We start from the raw sequence: 14,881 nt of genomic DNA, 5'->3' as shown, positions 1-14,881 counted from the left end.
ATTTCAGTCCTCTTCCTCGAAGCACGATGTCTGTTTTCGGGGACGCCTACTCCGGGCACACTTGCGCGGCCGACGTCCGGCTCGGGGCGGCCGATTCCACGCAATTGATGTCCCTGTGGTTGACTTTAAAGACGTCCTCGACTGCGAGGTCTTCCACTGCGGCCCCAATTCGCGTCGAACATCACTTCCGCCGCGATGCGGCCGCAGGTCATCGCAAGAGACGAACCTCGAACCTGCTGCAAACGATCCGCCCTGTGCTGCATGGGGCCTGCTTGCTGCGGCCAGGCCAGGGAAATGGATGAACCGCCCAGTAAACATTCCGACCACCCCCTTCTTAAGTATTCTTCTCGCCCGGCCGCGCTTTGCCACCTCCGGGAAGCTTGTTTTGCGGAGCCGCACAGAGAGCGCCGTAACAAACCTTCCCGCCTCTGTAGTTGGCCAGGGCCTGCAGCAAATCCGGTAGAAGGTGCTCTTTCAGTTCGTCCGGGATAGGCTCCGGACCGTCCAGCGACTTCAGTGTCAATTCGACCAACTCGATCGCGCAATCGTTGTTGCCGTTCTCGTAATAGTACCGGGCGACCGCGGGATAAGACCGGAACTTAGGGCTGTCGCCTTGTGGGGGATTCAGTGCCAGAATGTGTTCGGACAGCTCCTTGCCCATCGCGAAGCGCTCAGCGGGGGGAAGGCGCGAATGGTCATTGGCCGGATGGAAAAGCTGGTCTAGCGCCGAAACCATCCAATCCTGGGAGTTCTTGTCGATCGCGTCGCGGACCAATTGGCGCATCACGGGCAAGCCGGTCCACATGTCTTGTATTTTGTGAAGCAACAGGTGCGCATGAGCCAGGCGGAAATTGATGTCGTCGGGCATCAAGGCGATGCCCTCTTCGATCGCCCAGAGCGCCGTCTTCCAATCTTCTAGCTTCACCGCCGCCCAGAATCTGTCATCGATCGGCTGCTTCAACGCTTGTTCGCGCGCCATGGGTTCGCTTGTGGCGATCCGCTCCGTATCGGCGGCTTTAGCTTTATCGCTTAGGCGCCAGCTGCCGTTGAGCACTTTCGGCAAAACCTCATTGAGTTGGCTGGGATGACCGATAAAGGCGATGTGGCCGTCTCGGTCGACCACGAACGAGGTCGGAATCCCAACAGAAAAGCTGGGGTCCCTCCAAAGCTTGTTCATTTCACCTGTGTGGTCGAACGCGATCCGATAGTTCAGATGCGAGCACTTTTCGGTCAACCAAGCTTTTAACTTGGTGCGAGCCTCAACGGCCGTTGGAGCGTCTTCATTAGCCGCGACTGCGACGACCTCAAGTCCGCTGTCCCTGTATTTCTCCTGTAGCCGCATCAGATCGAGCATCTCCGCCGCACATAGTTCGCACCAAGTTGCCCAAAATTCGACAATATAGACTTTGCCGGGCTGGAAGTTCGCAAGGGGCTCGCCACGCAGCCAGTCTTCCACTTTGATCGAAGGAGCCGGTGACCCCATCCGCAACATCATTTTGCTCTCCAAAGCTGTTGCCAAAGGTTGCGTGACCTTATGCGCAAGCTTGTTCCCCCTTTGAGACGGGGCACTAGGGTTCAACGAAGGGAGAGCATCGCTCGTCTTGCGCATCTGCGTGCAGTCAGCCTTCACTCAGTGTTGCTGAATCTCAATTCGCAAAGGCCGTGCCACCGCGCTCAGCGGGCAGTAAGCGCATGAATCGCTAGAAAAACCTCCAAAAGGCAAGATGGCCGGTTGTATTGAAGCCGACATGTTTTCTGCCGCTGTCAGGTTTCGACAACCATCACGCGCTTCGCGGCGGCAGAAAAGCGTGGCCCGGACGACTCAATATGCATTCGGGCCGAGGGACGAGGCTGATGGACATCATGACAGCGTTGGCTATCGTCAGGCCCGTCACCATCGTTCGCCTCACGCCACCGGCTTGAGCGTTTTGCCGTTCCAGTCCTTCGGGCGGTAGCGGATCTCGTCATTTGCGATTGCAGGGAGGCGCTCCATCCCGACCAAGCGCCGCCTGCGCCCTGCCCCCTTGCGCGTTGCGATTGAATTCCTAGCTGGCTTCATGGGAGTTCTTCACGACCGAAGCCGGTCCAGCTGTAGCTCGCCAATACCGCCATCGTCAGATCGCGATGATGTCGTGGCGAAAAACGCCAAGCCGAGTGCCGGCATGTGCCGGCCGTTGAACTCTCCGGCATTCCTGCTTTGTGCCGATATTTTCTGTATTCCCTGTGCTCAGGCGCTACAGGGACCGCCTGGTTCGAATTTGAGCGTTGTCGGAATTTGACCAGCCCCAAAGACCGCTCGGTCGTCACGCGGGTCCGGCCGGACCGACTGAAACACTGAGGACGCGGCCGTCCTCGCCGCTAACCCGGCTACCATCCCACATGATGACAATGTGATTGATACGATCGATTCCTGCCGAACCCGGCAAGAGCCCGACCGTCCCGACTCGAAATTGAGGGGCGTCGGCCTCGGCCCGGTCATCGCGGTGTTCAGCTCCCGGCCAGTAGTCAGGAGAGATCATGATACCGCCCGTACGATGCCGCTACGGATCGGAACTCGGCCAGCCGCGCTGAACGACTCTCTTTGACCTGACGCCGACCTGCGAGCCGTGATCTTCACTGCATTGAGGACTGCCCATATCTCTGCCCGGTGTTGGTCTCCGCGTTATGGATCATCTCGGGCGAGCAGAACCCCGAACGCGAGACGTCCGCGATTTTCTCGGCGACGGCGATTGCAGATTGGCTCGAGGAGGCGCGCGAAACTGGGCGCGTTTGCCGCGACCTTTCTCTAACTTGGCATCGGGATAGGTGACCCAGGGGAGTAGAGCTTCGGACAGCGTCGGTGCTACTTTGGAACCCGTCAGCGAGCCAAAAACAAGGGCAATGACGGCTTCCCAACTATCCATCTCGTCACGCCGCCGAAGAGTCGCTCACGTAGCCTGCGGTTGCCATAAGCGCCCATGACTATCATGTCGGCAGACGTGTCGATTGCGTGCTGCGCGAGCACCATAGCCACCGGTTTGCCGGCGCTCGCCAGCCGGTCAACCGACACCCGAGCACCGTGCCGAGTGAGATAGGCAGCGATGTCGGCTCCCGGCTCGGCGCCGTTTCCGGTGCAGGTCGCCTCCGGATCGACTAGTGCGACACGAACTTCCTCAGCACCGGCTAGCAGATCCAGCGCTTCCCGAACCGAACGGGACGCCTCGACTCGCGAATCCCAGCCGACCAGCACGCGCCGTGGAGACAGAGTCGCCTCAGCGCCCTCCGGCACGACAAGCACCGGCTTTCCGGTGTCGAACAGGCTGCCGTTGATAACAAGGGGACCGACGTTAATGTCGTTGAGAAGTGCGGGGCCGACGATTGTCAGGTCGTTGCAGAGCGCCCGCTGTCGCACCGCGTCACCGATGCTGGCCTGATCGCAGTTGGCAATATCGACATCATAGCACCGCCACGTGGCTCTCAGCAGTTTGTGAATTTCCCTGGATGTTGTTTCCAGTCTGGCCATGTCCTGTGAAAATCTCTCGATCTGCCTAAACCGTTTGTCCAGTCTGGCGATGGCCTGTGCGCGTTGTCCAGGCCACTCGGGGATGCCATCGCCGAGCAGCGGAGACGGCATAACGATCGGCGGAGGCGAAATCACCAGTACGGAAAGATACGCGCCGACTTCGGCACACAAGCTGGCAGCTGTTCTGACATCCTGATCGGAGTGCTCAGCTCCGGTCACACTGAGTACGCTTCTGAAAGCCATTTGACTGCTTCTTTCTGAATATGTCGTACCTGCCGGCGCGTTTCGAAGCCGCAAGACTTGCCCTCAGCACGGCGGAAATGCGGAGTGGCACCACATCGGTTATCTATTCAGCCGTCCGGCCACTCGAGCGAGTAGCCGGCCGACCTGACGGTACGAATGACGCTGGAGGGGGAGGCCGCCTTCAGCGCCCTTCTGAGCCGGCTGATATGGACATCAACGGTGCGTACACCGACATGGATATTGGCCGGCCAGGCCGCGCTGATCAGCTCGTCTCTGGTGAAGACCTTGCCGGGAGTCTCAAGCAAAAGCCGCAGCAGGTTGAACTCGATCGGCCCAAGGTGGACTTCGTGGCCATTACCCCGAACCCGGTGGGCATCGAGCCTTATCTCAAGGTCGCCACAGGAGATCCAGCCGCCGTTTTCAATCCCGTTTGAACCCGGTTTCGGCAGCGCCAGCTTCGTCCGTAGACAGTCGAGCAGCTTGGCCGGCGCGAAGGGCCGCACAAAGCTCTCGTCAATACCAGCCCTCAAGAGATCCAGGTGCTGGTTCTCGGCGCCGGGCGCGATCAGCGCAATTACGGGCAGGCCGCCGGTCCGGAGCTCCCCCTTGAACCGGGCGCAGATTGTGGAGCCTGTCGCGCTTGTTGGCTGGCAGTCCAGCACCACGGCCTTCGGCTCCCGTTCACTGGCCAATGCAAGTGCCTCCTCCACGCCGCCGGCCAGTTGAATCGTGAAGCCGTCCACCTCCAGAATGTGGCTGTGGACCAGATAGAACTCCGGATCCTGCGAACAGATCAGGACCAGTGGCTTCATCAGCGCTACCCCAAGAACCACATCGGCCTCGACAGCCTCGATTGAGAGGGCTGGCCATCGCATGTCCTCAAGGCCTGACATGATCCCCTTGATCGAAAATCGGTTCCATCATGCCCGCGCCACCTCGGGATGAGCCTCAATGGCTGCGGTCGCATCGCCGGCCAGTTTGGTACCGGCCGCGGCGAGTTTCCGGAACGTCTCAAAGCCGAACCGGTGGACGTCGCGCAGGGTCTTCGACAGAACGACCAACCGCCCGGCTGTGAGAAGCACGCGCCCGAAGCCCTCATGGCTCACCTCCATCATCGGCGATGCCATCAGGCCGGAGCGTTCCTCGATCGCAAGCCCGACGGCGGCGTAAAAAATCTCGAGCCTCCACAGTACGTCCGGATCGGGATCGCCGATGATCGGGATCGCGCGGCGCTGTTCCTTGGTGATGATGAAGTCGGCCAGCAGCTCGGCGTCCGATTTGCCTTCCCAAGACCCGTGGGAATCATGAGCCCGGACCAGCCGCACGAGGCATTTCATGAACGGGGTGGCAAGGGCCGCCTCGTCTTCGGCGACAGCAGGGCTAACGACGGCGTCAGACATTTCGCCCATTCCTCATTTTAGTCCTCGTCCTCGAAGGACGGTTTCTGTTCGGCGACACCTGCCTGCGCCAGCACCTTGCGCAGCCAAGGGGGAGGACACGTCCTGAGCATCATCTGCGTGCGCAACAGCACCTCTTGGATGGTTTGGGGGTGCGGCACTTTGATCGGATGAATTTTTGCCGAAACAACCTTGGCTGCCGAAGGCCCCCCGATAGCCAGACAAAACAGCAGATGACAGCCCTTCAGCGCCTCCACCTTCGGGGTGATGCGGTCGTCGCCCTCAGTCCGATGCTTCCCGCTCTCGTCGGAAACGTCATCGAAGGCCACGGCTTCCACGAGATTCCACTCCTCGCGCATCACATCGTAGACAGCAAAGCGCCTGGCCGAACCGAAATGGGCGTTTAGGTTCTTCATGTCCTGCGTGGCGATCGCCACGCGCAATGCGCCGGCTTGGCGTTTCGGTGTCAGTGCGTGGACCTCGTCAGTGACGAGCGAGAGGCGACGAACGGAGCTCATCTGGCATTTCTCGCTTACGGAGTGGATCAAGCGCCTCAGGCGTCGGCGCGTGCCGGTTGGCTTCAAAAATGTTGGCAACCTCGAAGATCAGGTCGCGGATCCCCTGGTAGAGGATTGTGAGCTTGTGCTGGCTGCCGAGCCGGTCGAAGATCGGGAAGCCGACCCGCATGAGCGGAATGCCGAGGCGCTGCGCCGCCTGGCGGCCGTGGGAATGGGTGACGAGAAGATCAGCGCCGGCGCCAAGAGCTTCCAAATCGCCGAGATCGCCGATTTGAACCGACTGCGCCGGTACTTCCTCCAAAATTTTCGACATGTCGGTCGTGGTGACCGCCGCCGCGATTTCGGAGCCCATTCCGATGAAGAAGCTCGCGAGTTGGTAGAGTTGGTCTGGTTCAGCAGCGATCGCAATTTTCTTGCCTCCAAAGTGGAAATGTCCGTCGAGCAACGCGTCCTGCAACTGCGCGCGGCGACGGCGCACCCCAGCCGGCGCCGCCGCGCCCGAAACCGCGGACAGCAGCGAGACGAACCGGTCGGCGTCCTTCAATCCAGTCAGCGACCGGAACAGCACGTAAGGCACGCTGGTTAACCTCTGCAGCAGCTCGGCCGGGCGGCGCATATGCTCACCGATGACGATGCATTGCTCGGCCGTGCCAAGCTCACGGATATCCTCGACACTGGTGCCGCCATAAGTGGTCGTGACCCAGCGGTCGGGCACCGTACCGTCGAGCGAGCCGGAGACGTCCGGCAGAATCACGGGCTTCAGTCCAAAGCTTTCAACCATCTCACGCAAATGCTCGATATCAGCCACAGTGAGGTTCCAGCCAGGCAGGATCACGATCTTCTTCGACTGCCGCGCCTGCTCGCCGGGCCGTGTAATCCTTTCGATCATCGCGGTGACAGCCTTGGCCCAGCCCTCTTCGATCGCGCCGTCGAAATCCGGTGTGTTGGCTAGCACCACCTCCGTACCCGCGAGTTCTTCCGTGCGCTTCAGCCTGATATTGGCGATGTCTCCTGCGCAGTCTTCGCCCCGGGTTTCCACCAACGCCGTCGTGCAGACCCCGATCAGCGTTGGCTTTGTGCGGGCTTTCAGGTTGAGGATCGCCTCTTCCAGATGGTCCGCCCCGCCGAGGATCGTCGCCACCTCGTCCATCGCCGTTGTCTGCAATGGAATGGCTTCCTTGAAATGCCGCACGAACAACACGAGCGCAAAGCTGGTGCACCCCTGGCTGCCGTGGAACAACGGCATCGCGCCGTCGACGCCAAGAAAGGCCAAGGCGGCACCCAGCGGCTGCGATGACTTCAGCGGATTGACCGCCGCCGCTTTGGTCTTGGGAAGGATGCGGACCATCGGCTTTCCTCAACACTCGCCGAAATCGTCGGTCGTTGTGCCGGCGAATTCCTGGACAACATGCAAGGTCGCGGTCTCGGTTTTCGTGCTCGGCAGTTCCTGCCTCACCGCAGGCTGGCGATCCCATGGTGCCGGCTGCCGCACCTGGCGCCAGATCGGGTTATGAATGGCGAGGTCGATCTGGCGTACGAGTTCCACCATGCCGTCATAGCCGGCGTAAGGATGTTGGCGCTCCTGGTTGATATCGAGCCAGGGTGTCTTGGCCTTCAGCGCGACGAACTGCGTGCGCCCGCCCGACAGCATGATATCGGCCTTGTGTTCTGAGAGCATGGCGTAAAGCTCGCGCGGCGCCATCTGCTCGAATATGTGGTTGTCGTCCTTGAGGATCTGCTTGATGCGCTCCTTGTCTTCGACGGTCGACTTCTTGACAGAGGTGCCGACGATCTCGATGCCGATCTCCATCAGCGCATGGACGACCGACCAGGACTTCACACCGCCGGTGTTGAGCAGCACGCGCTTGCCTTCGAGCCTCGGCCGGTAGGCCGCGAGCTTCTTCCAAGCGATCGACTCCTCCTCTGCAATCAATGCCTCGGTGCGGCCGAGGATCTCCGGATCGGCACCCTTCTTCACGAGCAGCTGAGAGATCTGTCGGAGCGCTTCCGAGGTGTCGGTTATGCCGTAGAAGGAGCCCTCAAAAAACGGGATGTCCCAGCGCTGCTCCATCTTGCGGGCGAGATTGATGAGCGCGGTCGAGCACACCATCATAGCCGCCCGGGCGCGGTGCGCGCAGGCAATGTCGAAGTAACGCGCGTCGCCCGGAATGCAGGCGCGCACCCGGATGCCGAGTCGATCCAGCAGCGGCTTCACCAGCCAAAATTCGCCCGAGAGGTTGAACTCGCCTAGGACATTGATGTCGTAAGGGCCGGCATCGTCGGGCTCCACCGTGCCGATGACATGATCAAGCAGCGCCTCGCCGGCAAGCTTGTTGCCGAGATTTTTGGAGCCGACGAAGCCCGGCGCATTGACCGGCAGCACCGGAAGGCCGAACTTTTCCGCCGCGCGCTTGCAGATGGCGTTGATGTCGTCGCCGATCAGCGCCGTAACACAGGTCGGATAGACGAAGATCGCCGGCGGCCCATACGCTTCCTTGATCTCGCGGATCGCTTTGAAAAGCTTCCGCTCGCCCTGCCCCATCACCACGTCGAGTTCAGTGAGGTCGGTCGTGAAGCTCGTGCGGAACAATGTTGGCCCGGACGAAGCCGCACCGCGGTTGTCCCAGGAATTGCCTTCGCAGGCGAGCGGCGCATGGATCAAATGCGCGACGTCGGTGATCGGCTGCAGCACGATCTTGGCGCCGTCGAAGGCGCAGCCGCCGGCAGCCGCCCCGGGGGTCAGTGGCTTCGAACAGCCCTTTTTGCGCGCCTTGGCATCCTTGCCGCGGTTCTGCTCGCAGGCGGGCTCGTTCAAGACATCCTGGATTTTGGCTCTGAGCGAGGACATTGCGTCGGTCTCCAAAGTCCCTCGGGAAGACGACCGGCCTCACGATGAGCCGGCCGGCACCCTTAGCGGGTGAGGTCATACGAATAGTCCGTCACGCCCGTCTCGCTTGTCTCGCGATCGAGCTTGTCGAAGATCTTGTCGAGGATCGTCGTCAGGACGCGCAACCCGCCTTGGTAGCCCATAAGCGCAAACCGATGGTGATGGTGGCGGTCGAAGATCGGAAACGTCAGCCGGATCAGCGGCGTGCCGGTGTCGCGCTCCAGATACTTGCCATAGGAGTTGCCGATCAGCAGGTCCACCGGCTCGGTGAAGAGCAGCGAGCGCATCGCCCAGAGGTCCTTGCCCGCCCAGACTTGAGCATCCTTGCCGAAGGGCGATGATGCAAGCAGTTCCTTCAACTCCGCTTCCCATGCCGAGGTGCCGTTGGTGGCGAGGCAATGGGTCGGCTCGCCGCCCGTCTCCATGATGAAGCGGGCCATGGCGTAGACAAAGTCCGGATCGCCGTAGATGGCGTATTTCTTACCGTGCAGCCAGGATTGGCTGTCCGCCATGGCGTCGACAAGTCGGCCGCGCTCCAGGCGTATTGCCTCGGGGATTTGCTTGCCGGAAATCGCCGAGACCTCCACCAGGAATTCGTCGGTCGCCTGGACGCCGAGCGGGTAATGGAACGAGGCCGTCGCCTGCCCGACTGCCTCGCAATACTCCAGTGTTTTTCGGGTGTTGTAATGCTGTAGCGAAAGTGTCGCCTCGGCGTTGAGTGCCTTCCTCACGTCTTCGATCTTCGTGCCGCCGTCATACATGCGGTATTCGCCGTCCGACGGCGTGTCGAACTGGTCAGAGGCGTCTTGGATGAAGGTATAGGACACGCCCAGCAGATCGAGCAGGCGCTTAAGTTCCCGGTTGTTGCCAACACAGAAGCCGTCAAAACCCGGAATGATGTTGATGGTTCCCTCGGCTTCCGTGCGCTCCTCGCCTTTCCAGAAATGCTCCAAAATGCCCTTGACCGTAACGTCATAGCCGTCGACATGGCTGCCGACGAAGGCCGGCGTGTGGGCGAAGGGCACGTCGAAGTCGCGCGGGACCGAGCCTTCGTCCTTGGCGTTCTCGATGAAGCTGTGCAGGTCGTCGCCAATGACCTCCGCCATACAAGTGGTCGAGACGGCGATCATCTTCGGGTCGTAGAGTTTGTACGTGTTGGCGAGCCCGTCGACCATGTTCTTCAGGCCACCGAACACTGCCGCGTCCTCGGTCATCGAGGAGGAAACTGCCGAAGCAGGCTCCTTGAAATGGCGCGACAGGTGCGAGCGGTAATAGGCCACGCAGCCCTGGCTGCCGTGGACGAAGGACATGGTTCGCTCGAACCCTGCGGCCGCGAACACCGCGCCAAGCGGCTGGCAGGCCTTGGCGGGGTTTACGACAAGCGCTTCGCGAGCGAGGTTCTTTTCGCGGTATTCCCACGTCTTGGTGAATTCGCGTTGGTCGGTAACGACCTGGTCCGGGTGAGGACATTCGAAATTCAGCCTCTTCTCGGCGAGCATCTGCCTGTATTCCGGCTCGCGGAACAGGGGCGCGTGGTCGAGAACTTTTTCAGCCGACTGCGGCATGGGTGGTTACCTCTTTTCCATCTGGCCCGCCATACGGCGGCACAGGGACGTCGAAACGTTTCAGGTCTCCCGCGGACAGAAGGGCCACAGGCGTTCAACGGCCTCCCGGCTTCCGGGAGGCCAGGTTTTCATTCGGCTGCGATCGCCGCCGACGGCTCGGCTTTTTTCTTCCAAGGGGCGTCGTAGAGGTTCCAGACCGGGTTGTTGATGGCCAGATCCATGTCGCGGGCGAAGATGGCGAAGCCGTCGTAGCCGTGATACGGGCCGGAATAATCCCAGGAATGCATCTGACGGAACGGTATGCCCATCTTCTGGACCGGGTACTTTTCTTTGATGCCGGAACCAACGAGATCAGGACGGATCCCCTCGATGAACTTCTCCAGCTCGTAACCAGTCACGTCGTCATAGATCAGCGTGCCCTTCTTCACGTAATGGCCGGTGCGCTGATAGTCGTCGTTATGGCCAAATTCATAGCCAGTGCCGACGATCACCATGCCCAGATCCTCATATGCCGTTACGACGTGACGGGGGCGCAGCCCGCCGACATAGAGCATCACCGTCCTGCCTTCGAGGCGCGGCCGGTATTTGGCGATGACGGCATCTACCAACGGCCGGTATTTGGCGATGACCGCCTCGGCATTGGCCTCGATTTCCGGTCCGAAATGCTTGGCTATCTTGCGCAGAGAGGCTTCCGTCTGGGAGGGGCCGAAGAAATTGTACTCCATCCAGGCGATGCCATACTTTTCCTCCATATGCCGGCAGATGTAGTTCATCGACCTATAGCAATGGATGAGATTGAGCTTGGCCTTTGGCGCTCGCTCTATTTCGGCCAGCGTAGCGTCGCCCGACCAGTTGCCGACCACCCGCAGGCCCATCTCCTCCAGCAGGATGCGCGAAGCCCAGGCGTCGCCGCCGATATTGTAGTCGCCGATCACATTGACATCGTATGGGCCGGCCTCGAACTCGACGTCCTTCTTTTCGAACACCCAGTCGCGGATCGCGTCGTTGGCGATGTGGTGGCCGAGCGATTGCGAGACGCCGCGGAAGCCCTCACAGCGTACCGGCACGATCGTCTTTTCGTGCTCCTTTGCCTTGTTGCGGGACACCGCTTCGGTGTCGTCACCAATCAAGCCGATCGGGCATTCGGATTGCACACTCATGCCCTTGTTCAGCGGAAACAGTTCCTCGATCTCGTCGATGATCCGTTCCAGCTTCTTGTCGCCGCCAAAAACAATGTCCTTCTCCTGGAAATCGGAGGTGAACTGCATCGTGACGAACGTGTCGATGCCGGTGGTGCCGACGTAGTAGTTGCGGCGTTGCGACCAGGAATATTGCCCGCAGCCGACCGGGCCGTGCGAGATATGGACCATATCCTTGACTGGACCCCAGACCACGCCTTTCGAGCCGGCATAGGCGCAGCCGCGAATCGTCATCACTCCGGGGATGGACTTGATGTTCGATTTGACCTCGCATTCGGAAAGGACCTCGCTTTCCTCGCCAGCCTCGTCGCCGCTCTTGGCGACGCTGAGGTGCTTTTTGCGGCGCTTCGCCGCCTTGTCAGGATATTGCGACAGCACCTCCTCGATAAGCTTCGCATGGAGGGCGCCGTCATTCTCGTATTCCAGGTTCATGGGACCCCTTTCAAGGTTCAGGGTGACGCCTCACCAACGAGGCGCCGTTCTTTGAAAGGCGCGCCACGTCAGGCCGCGCCCCAGTCAGTAGCGGTCGTTACTGTGCGGCTGCCTTCGCCGCTTCCTTGCCCTGAAGCTCGGCAAGCATCTGCTCATCCGTCTTCATTATGCCGAAGTCGAGCAGCATGTCCTCGAGCTCCTCCATGGTGATCGGGGTGGGAATGGTGCCCTGGCCCGAATTGTTATGGATCTTTTCGGCCAGCGCCCTGTATTCCCCGGCCTGCTTGGAGTCTGGCGCATACTGGATCACAGACATCTTCCTGAGCTCGGCGTGCTGTACGATGTTGTCGCGCGGCACGAAGTGGATGAGCTTGGAATTGAGCCTGGAAGCCAGCGCTTCGGCGAGGTCGAGCTCGCGGTCGGTTTGGCGCTCGTTGCAGATCAGGCCGCCCAGCCGCACGCCACCCGAATGGGCGTATTTCAGGATGCCCTTGGCGATGTTGTTGGCGGCATAGAGCGCCATCATCTCGCCGGACATGACGATATAGATTTCCTGGGCCTTGTTCTCGCGGATCGGCATCGCGAAACCGCCGCACACCACATCCCCGAGCACGTCGTAGGAGACATAGTCGACATCGTCGTAGGCACCGTTCTCCTCGAGGAAGTTGATCGAGGTGATCACGCCGCGGCCGGCGCAGCCGACACCCGGCTCAGGGCCGCCCGACTCCACGCATTTGATGCCTTTGTAGCCGACCTTGAGCACGTCCGCGAGTTCCAGGTCTTCCACCGAACCTTCCTCTGCCGCGAGGTGCAGGACCGTATCCTGCGCCTTCGCGTTCAGGATCAGGCGGGTGGAGTCGGCTTTGGGGTCGCAGCCGACGATGAGGATTCTCTGCCCGAGGTCGACAAGGGCGGCGAGCGTATTTTGGGAGGTGGTGGACTTGCCGATGCCGCCCTTGCCGTAAAAGGCGATCTGACGCAAACCTGACATGTAGCTTTCCTTCCTTCGTTCCATTCATCGCGGCTGCCGCGACATGAATGCCGGTCGGGCAGCTGTCGCCGCCTCGCACCCAAGGATCTCAAGACTCGTGCCAATTTGGCTGATCGAACCGAAGAATAATTTCATGGTTGCTTTTCAGGGATTTAGCTTGAGGCCAAAGAAAGGATCCTCGGCACAAGCCGTGTAGCGGATCCGACAATGGCGACACAAAGCGTCGGATCGCGATCCTCAGTCACCGCATTCGTTCGAACCGCATCGTTGTGTTGAGGTGGGCGAACAGCTTCTCGACCCTCTAACGTTAATTGCGGGATGGACGAACTCTTCTGTTCCGGCGAGCTGACGTGCTTGGTCTCGCGTGTCCTCATCGACACTGCGCGGAAACTTGCGCGCCACGCTGCCATACCATCGATCCACGGCCATCCATCCGGGGCCACGGGCGGATAATTCCGCCATATCACCGACCCAAGGGGACTCGGCTCACTTATCGGCGCAGGAGTTCAGTATCGGCGTCATCGCCTTCACATGTTCATCGATCCGCTCGAGCACTTTCGCTGCGACAACGTCGCGCTCAGGCAGATGCCACCAGTGCTCGTTGACGAGTTCGACGGTCTCGACCACTGCGTTCAGGACTGCCGGCTCCGGAAGCCTTGCACGGTTCGCAAATGCTTTCCATCGCTGTGCTGCTAGCGCCTTGAACGAGCGCTCCCCTCCAAGCGACAGCGCCATGGCGTCGGCGGGAATATATGGCACGGTCGACAGGACGTCGTAGATTGGTGAAAGCACCGGCTTGTCGCCGTTGCCGGGATAAATCAGAGACCAGTTCTTGAGGTGCATGTCGCCATTGCCAGTGATGACCGTCAGCGCCAGGCGGCGGACGAATTCGAGAGCCGCCGTAGGCGAGACGGCCGCGCCAAGGGCCGAGGCTATGTCGTGATAAGCGGCGCCCTCATATTTGCGCGAGGGATAGACACCGAAGACCTGAGCGAAATCCTCGATGTGTATCCTCTCGCCATCGGCGCCGCGATCGAAGCGTTTGACGAGAAGGACCTTGCCCTCCGACAGCGTGTTGAATTCTTCGGGAACGCCCTCAAAATCGGACTTCTCGACCAGTTCGCATTCAGGAACCTCCATGCCGATTGCTGCAGCCAGCGCCAGGTTGGCGAATTCATTCTCGGAAACGCCCGGAAACGCCGTCGAAGGGAACTTGCCGATGTACCGGCCCTGCTCGTCGTCCATCGGCAAGGTAAGGCCGCCGCCTTTTCCAGTGTTCTTCATGACCGACAGCTTCATCTGCACGCCGGCAAGTGAGAACCGTGCCTTGGGCTTATCCTTTGAAGCATCCTGCGAAACCGCTATCGCGCTGTCACTGGGCAACGCCCGTACGGCTCCCGGCAGATCGGCGCCCAGCGCCGCTAAAAGATCGAAATCATGGCCTGGCCGCACATTGCCTTCGTGGCGCTTTTCCATCGCCTCGCGCAATTTCTCCTCCGGTAGGAGGTTCGCGAAGAAAGCGGGCAAGGCGCCCGCCAGAGGCTTCGGATCTTTCCGCAATCCTCCCGTCGCTGCCCGGAACGACAGGCTGAAAACCGGAAAGCCGCCCGTCGCGCGGTAGGCCTCATCGAAGTTGAATGCATTGAAATCGCCCGGCGTCCTAACGATTGTTTCAATGCGTTCAAGAGCACGTCCAGCGACGGGATCGTCTTAGGTGCGCGAAAGACTGGAGCCAAGATCGTCATCGTCAGGTTGAGAAACAAAGGCGGGTCGATCGTCATCATCATGCGGACGCAATAGAGCCTGGACAGCCGGCACCATGACTTGCGGAACCAGCATCATTTCCAGACCGAGCGCGCGAGCGATATTCATGAGCGTCGTCGCACGCGCCGCTGCGGCTCCCTTTTCGATGTCGCGATAGCGGGGACGGGATATACCCGCCAAATCAGCGACCTGCTCCTGCGTCATGGCAGCGGCCAGCCTCGCCTGCCTGAAAAGCCCACCGATTTCGCGCAGAATTTCCGACTCAGAGTCGATCATGATACCTATACGATCTTTTCCAATGCGCGATGATACGCAAAGGTATCTCATCCAGCGAGCAAGTCAAAACTTTTATGATCTGTTCGCGTATCATATATGAAGATAAT

The 14,881-nt window shown here is 60.3% G+C and carries 11 protein-coding genes and 1 pseudogene; all 12 read right to left on the bottom strand.

The features are described from left to right. Window positions 1-334 precede the first annotated feature (334 nt). Complete coding sequence (locus NKI54_RS20180; RefSeq protein ID WP_352692268.1) at window positions 335-1,495, bottom strand: TlpA disulfide reductase family protein; 1,161 nt, start codon at window positions 1,493-1,495, stop codon at window positions 335-337. A gap of 1,362 nt (window positions 1,496-2,857) precedes the next feature. Beyond that, window positions 2,858-3,745 (bottom strand): universal stress protein, encoded by an 888-nt coding sequence (locus NKI54_RS20175; RefSeq protein ID WP_352692267.1) that lies wholly within the window; start codon window positions 3,743-3,745, stop codon window positions 2,858-2,860. A 107-nt stretch (window positions 3,746-3,852) separates the two neighbouring features. Further along, a complete protein-coding gene (locus NKI54_RS20170) occupies window positions 3,853-4,638 on the bottom strand; it encodes a response regulator transcription factor (RefSeq protein WP_352692266.1) in 786 nt (261 codons plus the stop codon). Between the two features lie 27 nt (window positions 4,639-4,665). Continuing rightward, a complete protein-coding gene (locus tag NKI54_RS20165) occupies window positions 4,666-5,145 on the bottom strand; it encodes a NifX-associated nitrogen fixation protein (protein WP_352692265.1) in 480 nt (159 codons plus the stop codon). Between the two features lie 17 nt (window positions 5,146-5,162). Then, the gene (gene nifX / locus NKI54_RS20160) at window positions 5,163-5,660 is read right to left on the bottom strand and encodes a nitrogen fixation protein NifX (protein ID WP_352692264.1); all 498 of its coding nucleotides are present in this window, start codon (window positions 5,658-5,660) and stop codon (window positions 5,163-5,165) included. Beyond that, window positions 5,626-7,008, bottom strand: coding sequence for a nitrogenase iron-molybdenum cofactor biosynthesis protein NifN (nifN, locus tag NKI54_RS20155; protein WP_352692263.1), 1,383 nt, complete (start codon window positions 7,006-7,008; stop codon window positions 5,626-5,628). Before nifN ends, nifX begins: the two co-directional genes overlap by 35 nt. Window positions 7,009-7,017: 9 nt before the next feature. Next, window positions 7,018-8,508: a nitrogenase iron-molybdenum cofactor biosynthesis protein NifE gene (gene nifE, locus NKI54_RS20150; RefSeq protein ID WP_352692261.1), complete on the bottom strand. Its 1,491-nt coding sequence runs from the start codon at window positions 8,506-8,508 to the stop codon at window positions 7,018-7,020. Window positions 8,509-8,570: 62 nt separating this feature from the next. Beyond that, window positions 8,571-10,112 carry a nitrogenase molybdenum-iron protein subunit beta gene (nifK, locus tag NKI54_RS20145; RefSeq protein ID WP_352692260.1) on the bottom strand — a complete coding sequence of 514 codons (1,542 nt, stop codon included), beginning with the start codon at window positions 10,110-10,112 and terminating at the stop codon, window positions 8,571-8,573. A gap of 128 nt (window positions 10,113-10,240) precedes the next feature. Next, a complete protein-coding gene (nifD, locus tag NKI54_RS20140; protein WP_352692259.1) occupies window positions 10,241-11,743 on the bottom strand; it encodes a nitrogenase molybdenum-iron protein alpha chain in 1,503 nt (500 codons plus the stop codon). Between the two features lie 97 nt (window positions 11,744-11,840). Next, on the bottom strand, window positions 11,841-12,734 hold the full coding sequence (nifH, locus tag NKI54_RS20135; protein ID WP_352692258.1) for a nitrogenase iron protein: 894 nt from the start codon (window positions 12,732-12,734) through the stop codon (window positions 11,841-11,843). Between the two features lie 486 nt (window positions 12,735-13,220). Continuing rightward, window positions 13,221-14,479, bottom strand: a pseudogene (locus NKI54_RS20130) (type II toxin-antitoxin system HipA family toxin). Beyond that, window positions 14,445-14,774: a helix-turn-helix domain-containing protein gene (locus NKI54_RS20125; protein WP_352692257.1), complete on the bottom strand. Its 330-nt coding sequence runs from the start codon at window positions 14,772-14,774 to the stop codon at window positions 14,445-14,447. Before NKI54_RS20125 ends, NKI54_RS20130 begins: the two are co-directional and overlap by 35 nt. Window positions 14,775-14,881: the final 107 nt, after the last annotated feature.

The sequence above is a fragment of the Mesorhizobium sp. M0663 genome (genome assembly GCF_040320585.1).
Taxonomy (GTDB): Bacteria; Pseudomonadota; Alphaproteobacteria; order Rhizobiales; family Rhizobiaceae; genus Mesorhizobium.
Note: the sequence above shows the minus strand (reverse complement) of the source record. Positions and strands in the feature narration are given on the sequence as shown.

Excerpts from the sequence above, each read along its gene's own strand:
- NKI54_RS20180 (WP_352692268.1), bottom strand. The coding sequence starts at position 1,495 with ATGATGTTGCGGATGGGGTCACCGGCTCCTTCGATCAAAGTGGAAGAC.
- NKI54_RS20175 (WP_352692267.1), bottom strand. The coding sequence starts at position 3,745 with ATGGCTTTCAGAAGCGTACTCAGTGTGACCGGAGCTGAGCACTCCGAT.
- NKI54_RS20170 (WP_352692266.1), bottom strand. The coding sequence starts at position 4,638 with ATGTCAGGCCTTGAGGACATGCGATGGCCAGCCCTCTCAATCGAGGCT.
- NKI54_RS20165 (WP_352692265.1), bottom strand. The coding sequence starts at position 5,145 with ATGTCTGACGCCGTCGTTAGCCCTGCTGTCGCCGAAGACGAGGCGGCC.
- nifX (WP_352692264.1), bottom strand. The coding sequence starts at position 5,660 with ATGAGCTCCGTTCGTCGCCTCTCGCTCGTCACTGACGAGGTCCACGCA.
- nifN (WP_352692263.1), bottom strand. The coding sequence starts at position 7,008 with ATGGTCCGCATCCTTCCCAAGACCAAAGCGGCGGCGGTCAATCCGCTG.
- nifE (WP_352692261.1), bottom strand. The coding sequence starts at position 8,508 with ATGTCCTCGCTCAGAGCCAAAATCCAGGATGTCTTGAACGAGCCCGCC.
- nifK (WP_352692260.1), bottom strand. The coding sequence starts at position 10,112 with ATGCCGCAGTCGGCTGAAAAAGTTCTCGACCACGCGCCCCTGTTCCGC.
- nifD (WP_352692259.1), bottom strand. The coding sequence starts at position 11,743 with ATGAACCTGGAATACGAGAATGACGGCGCCCTCCATGCGAAGCTTATC.
- nifH (WP_352692258.1), bottom strand. The coding sequence starts at position 12,734 with ATGTCAGGTTTGCGTCAGATCGCCTTTTACGGCAAGGGCGGCATCGGC.
- NKI54_RS20125 (WP_352692257.1), bottom strand. The coding sequence starts at position 14,774 with ATGATCGACTCTGAGTCGGAAATTCTGCGCGAAATCGGTGGGCTTTTC.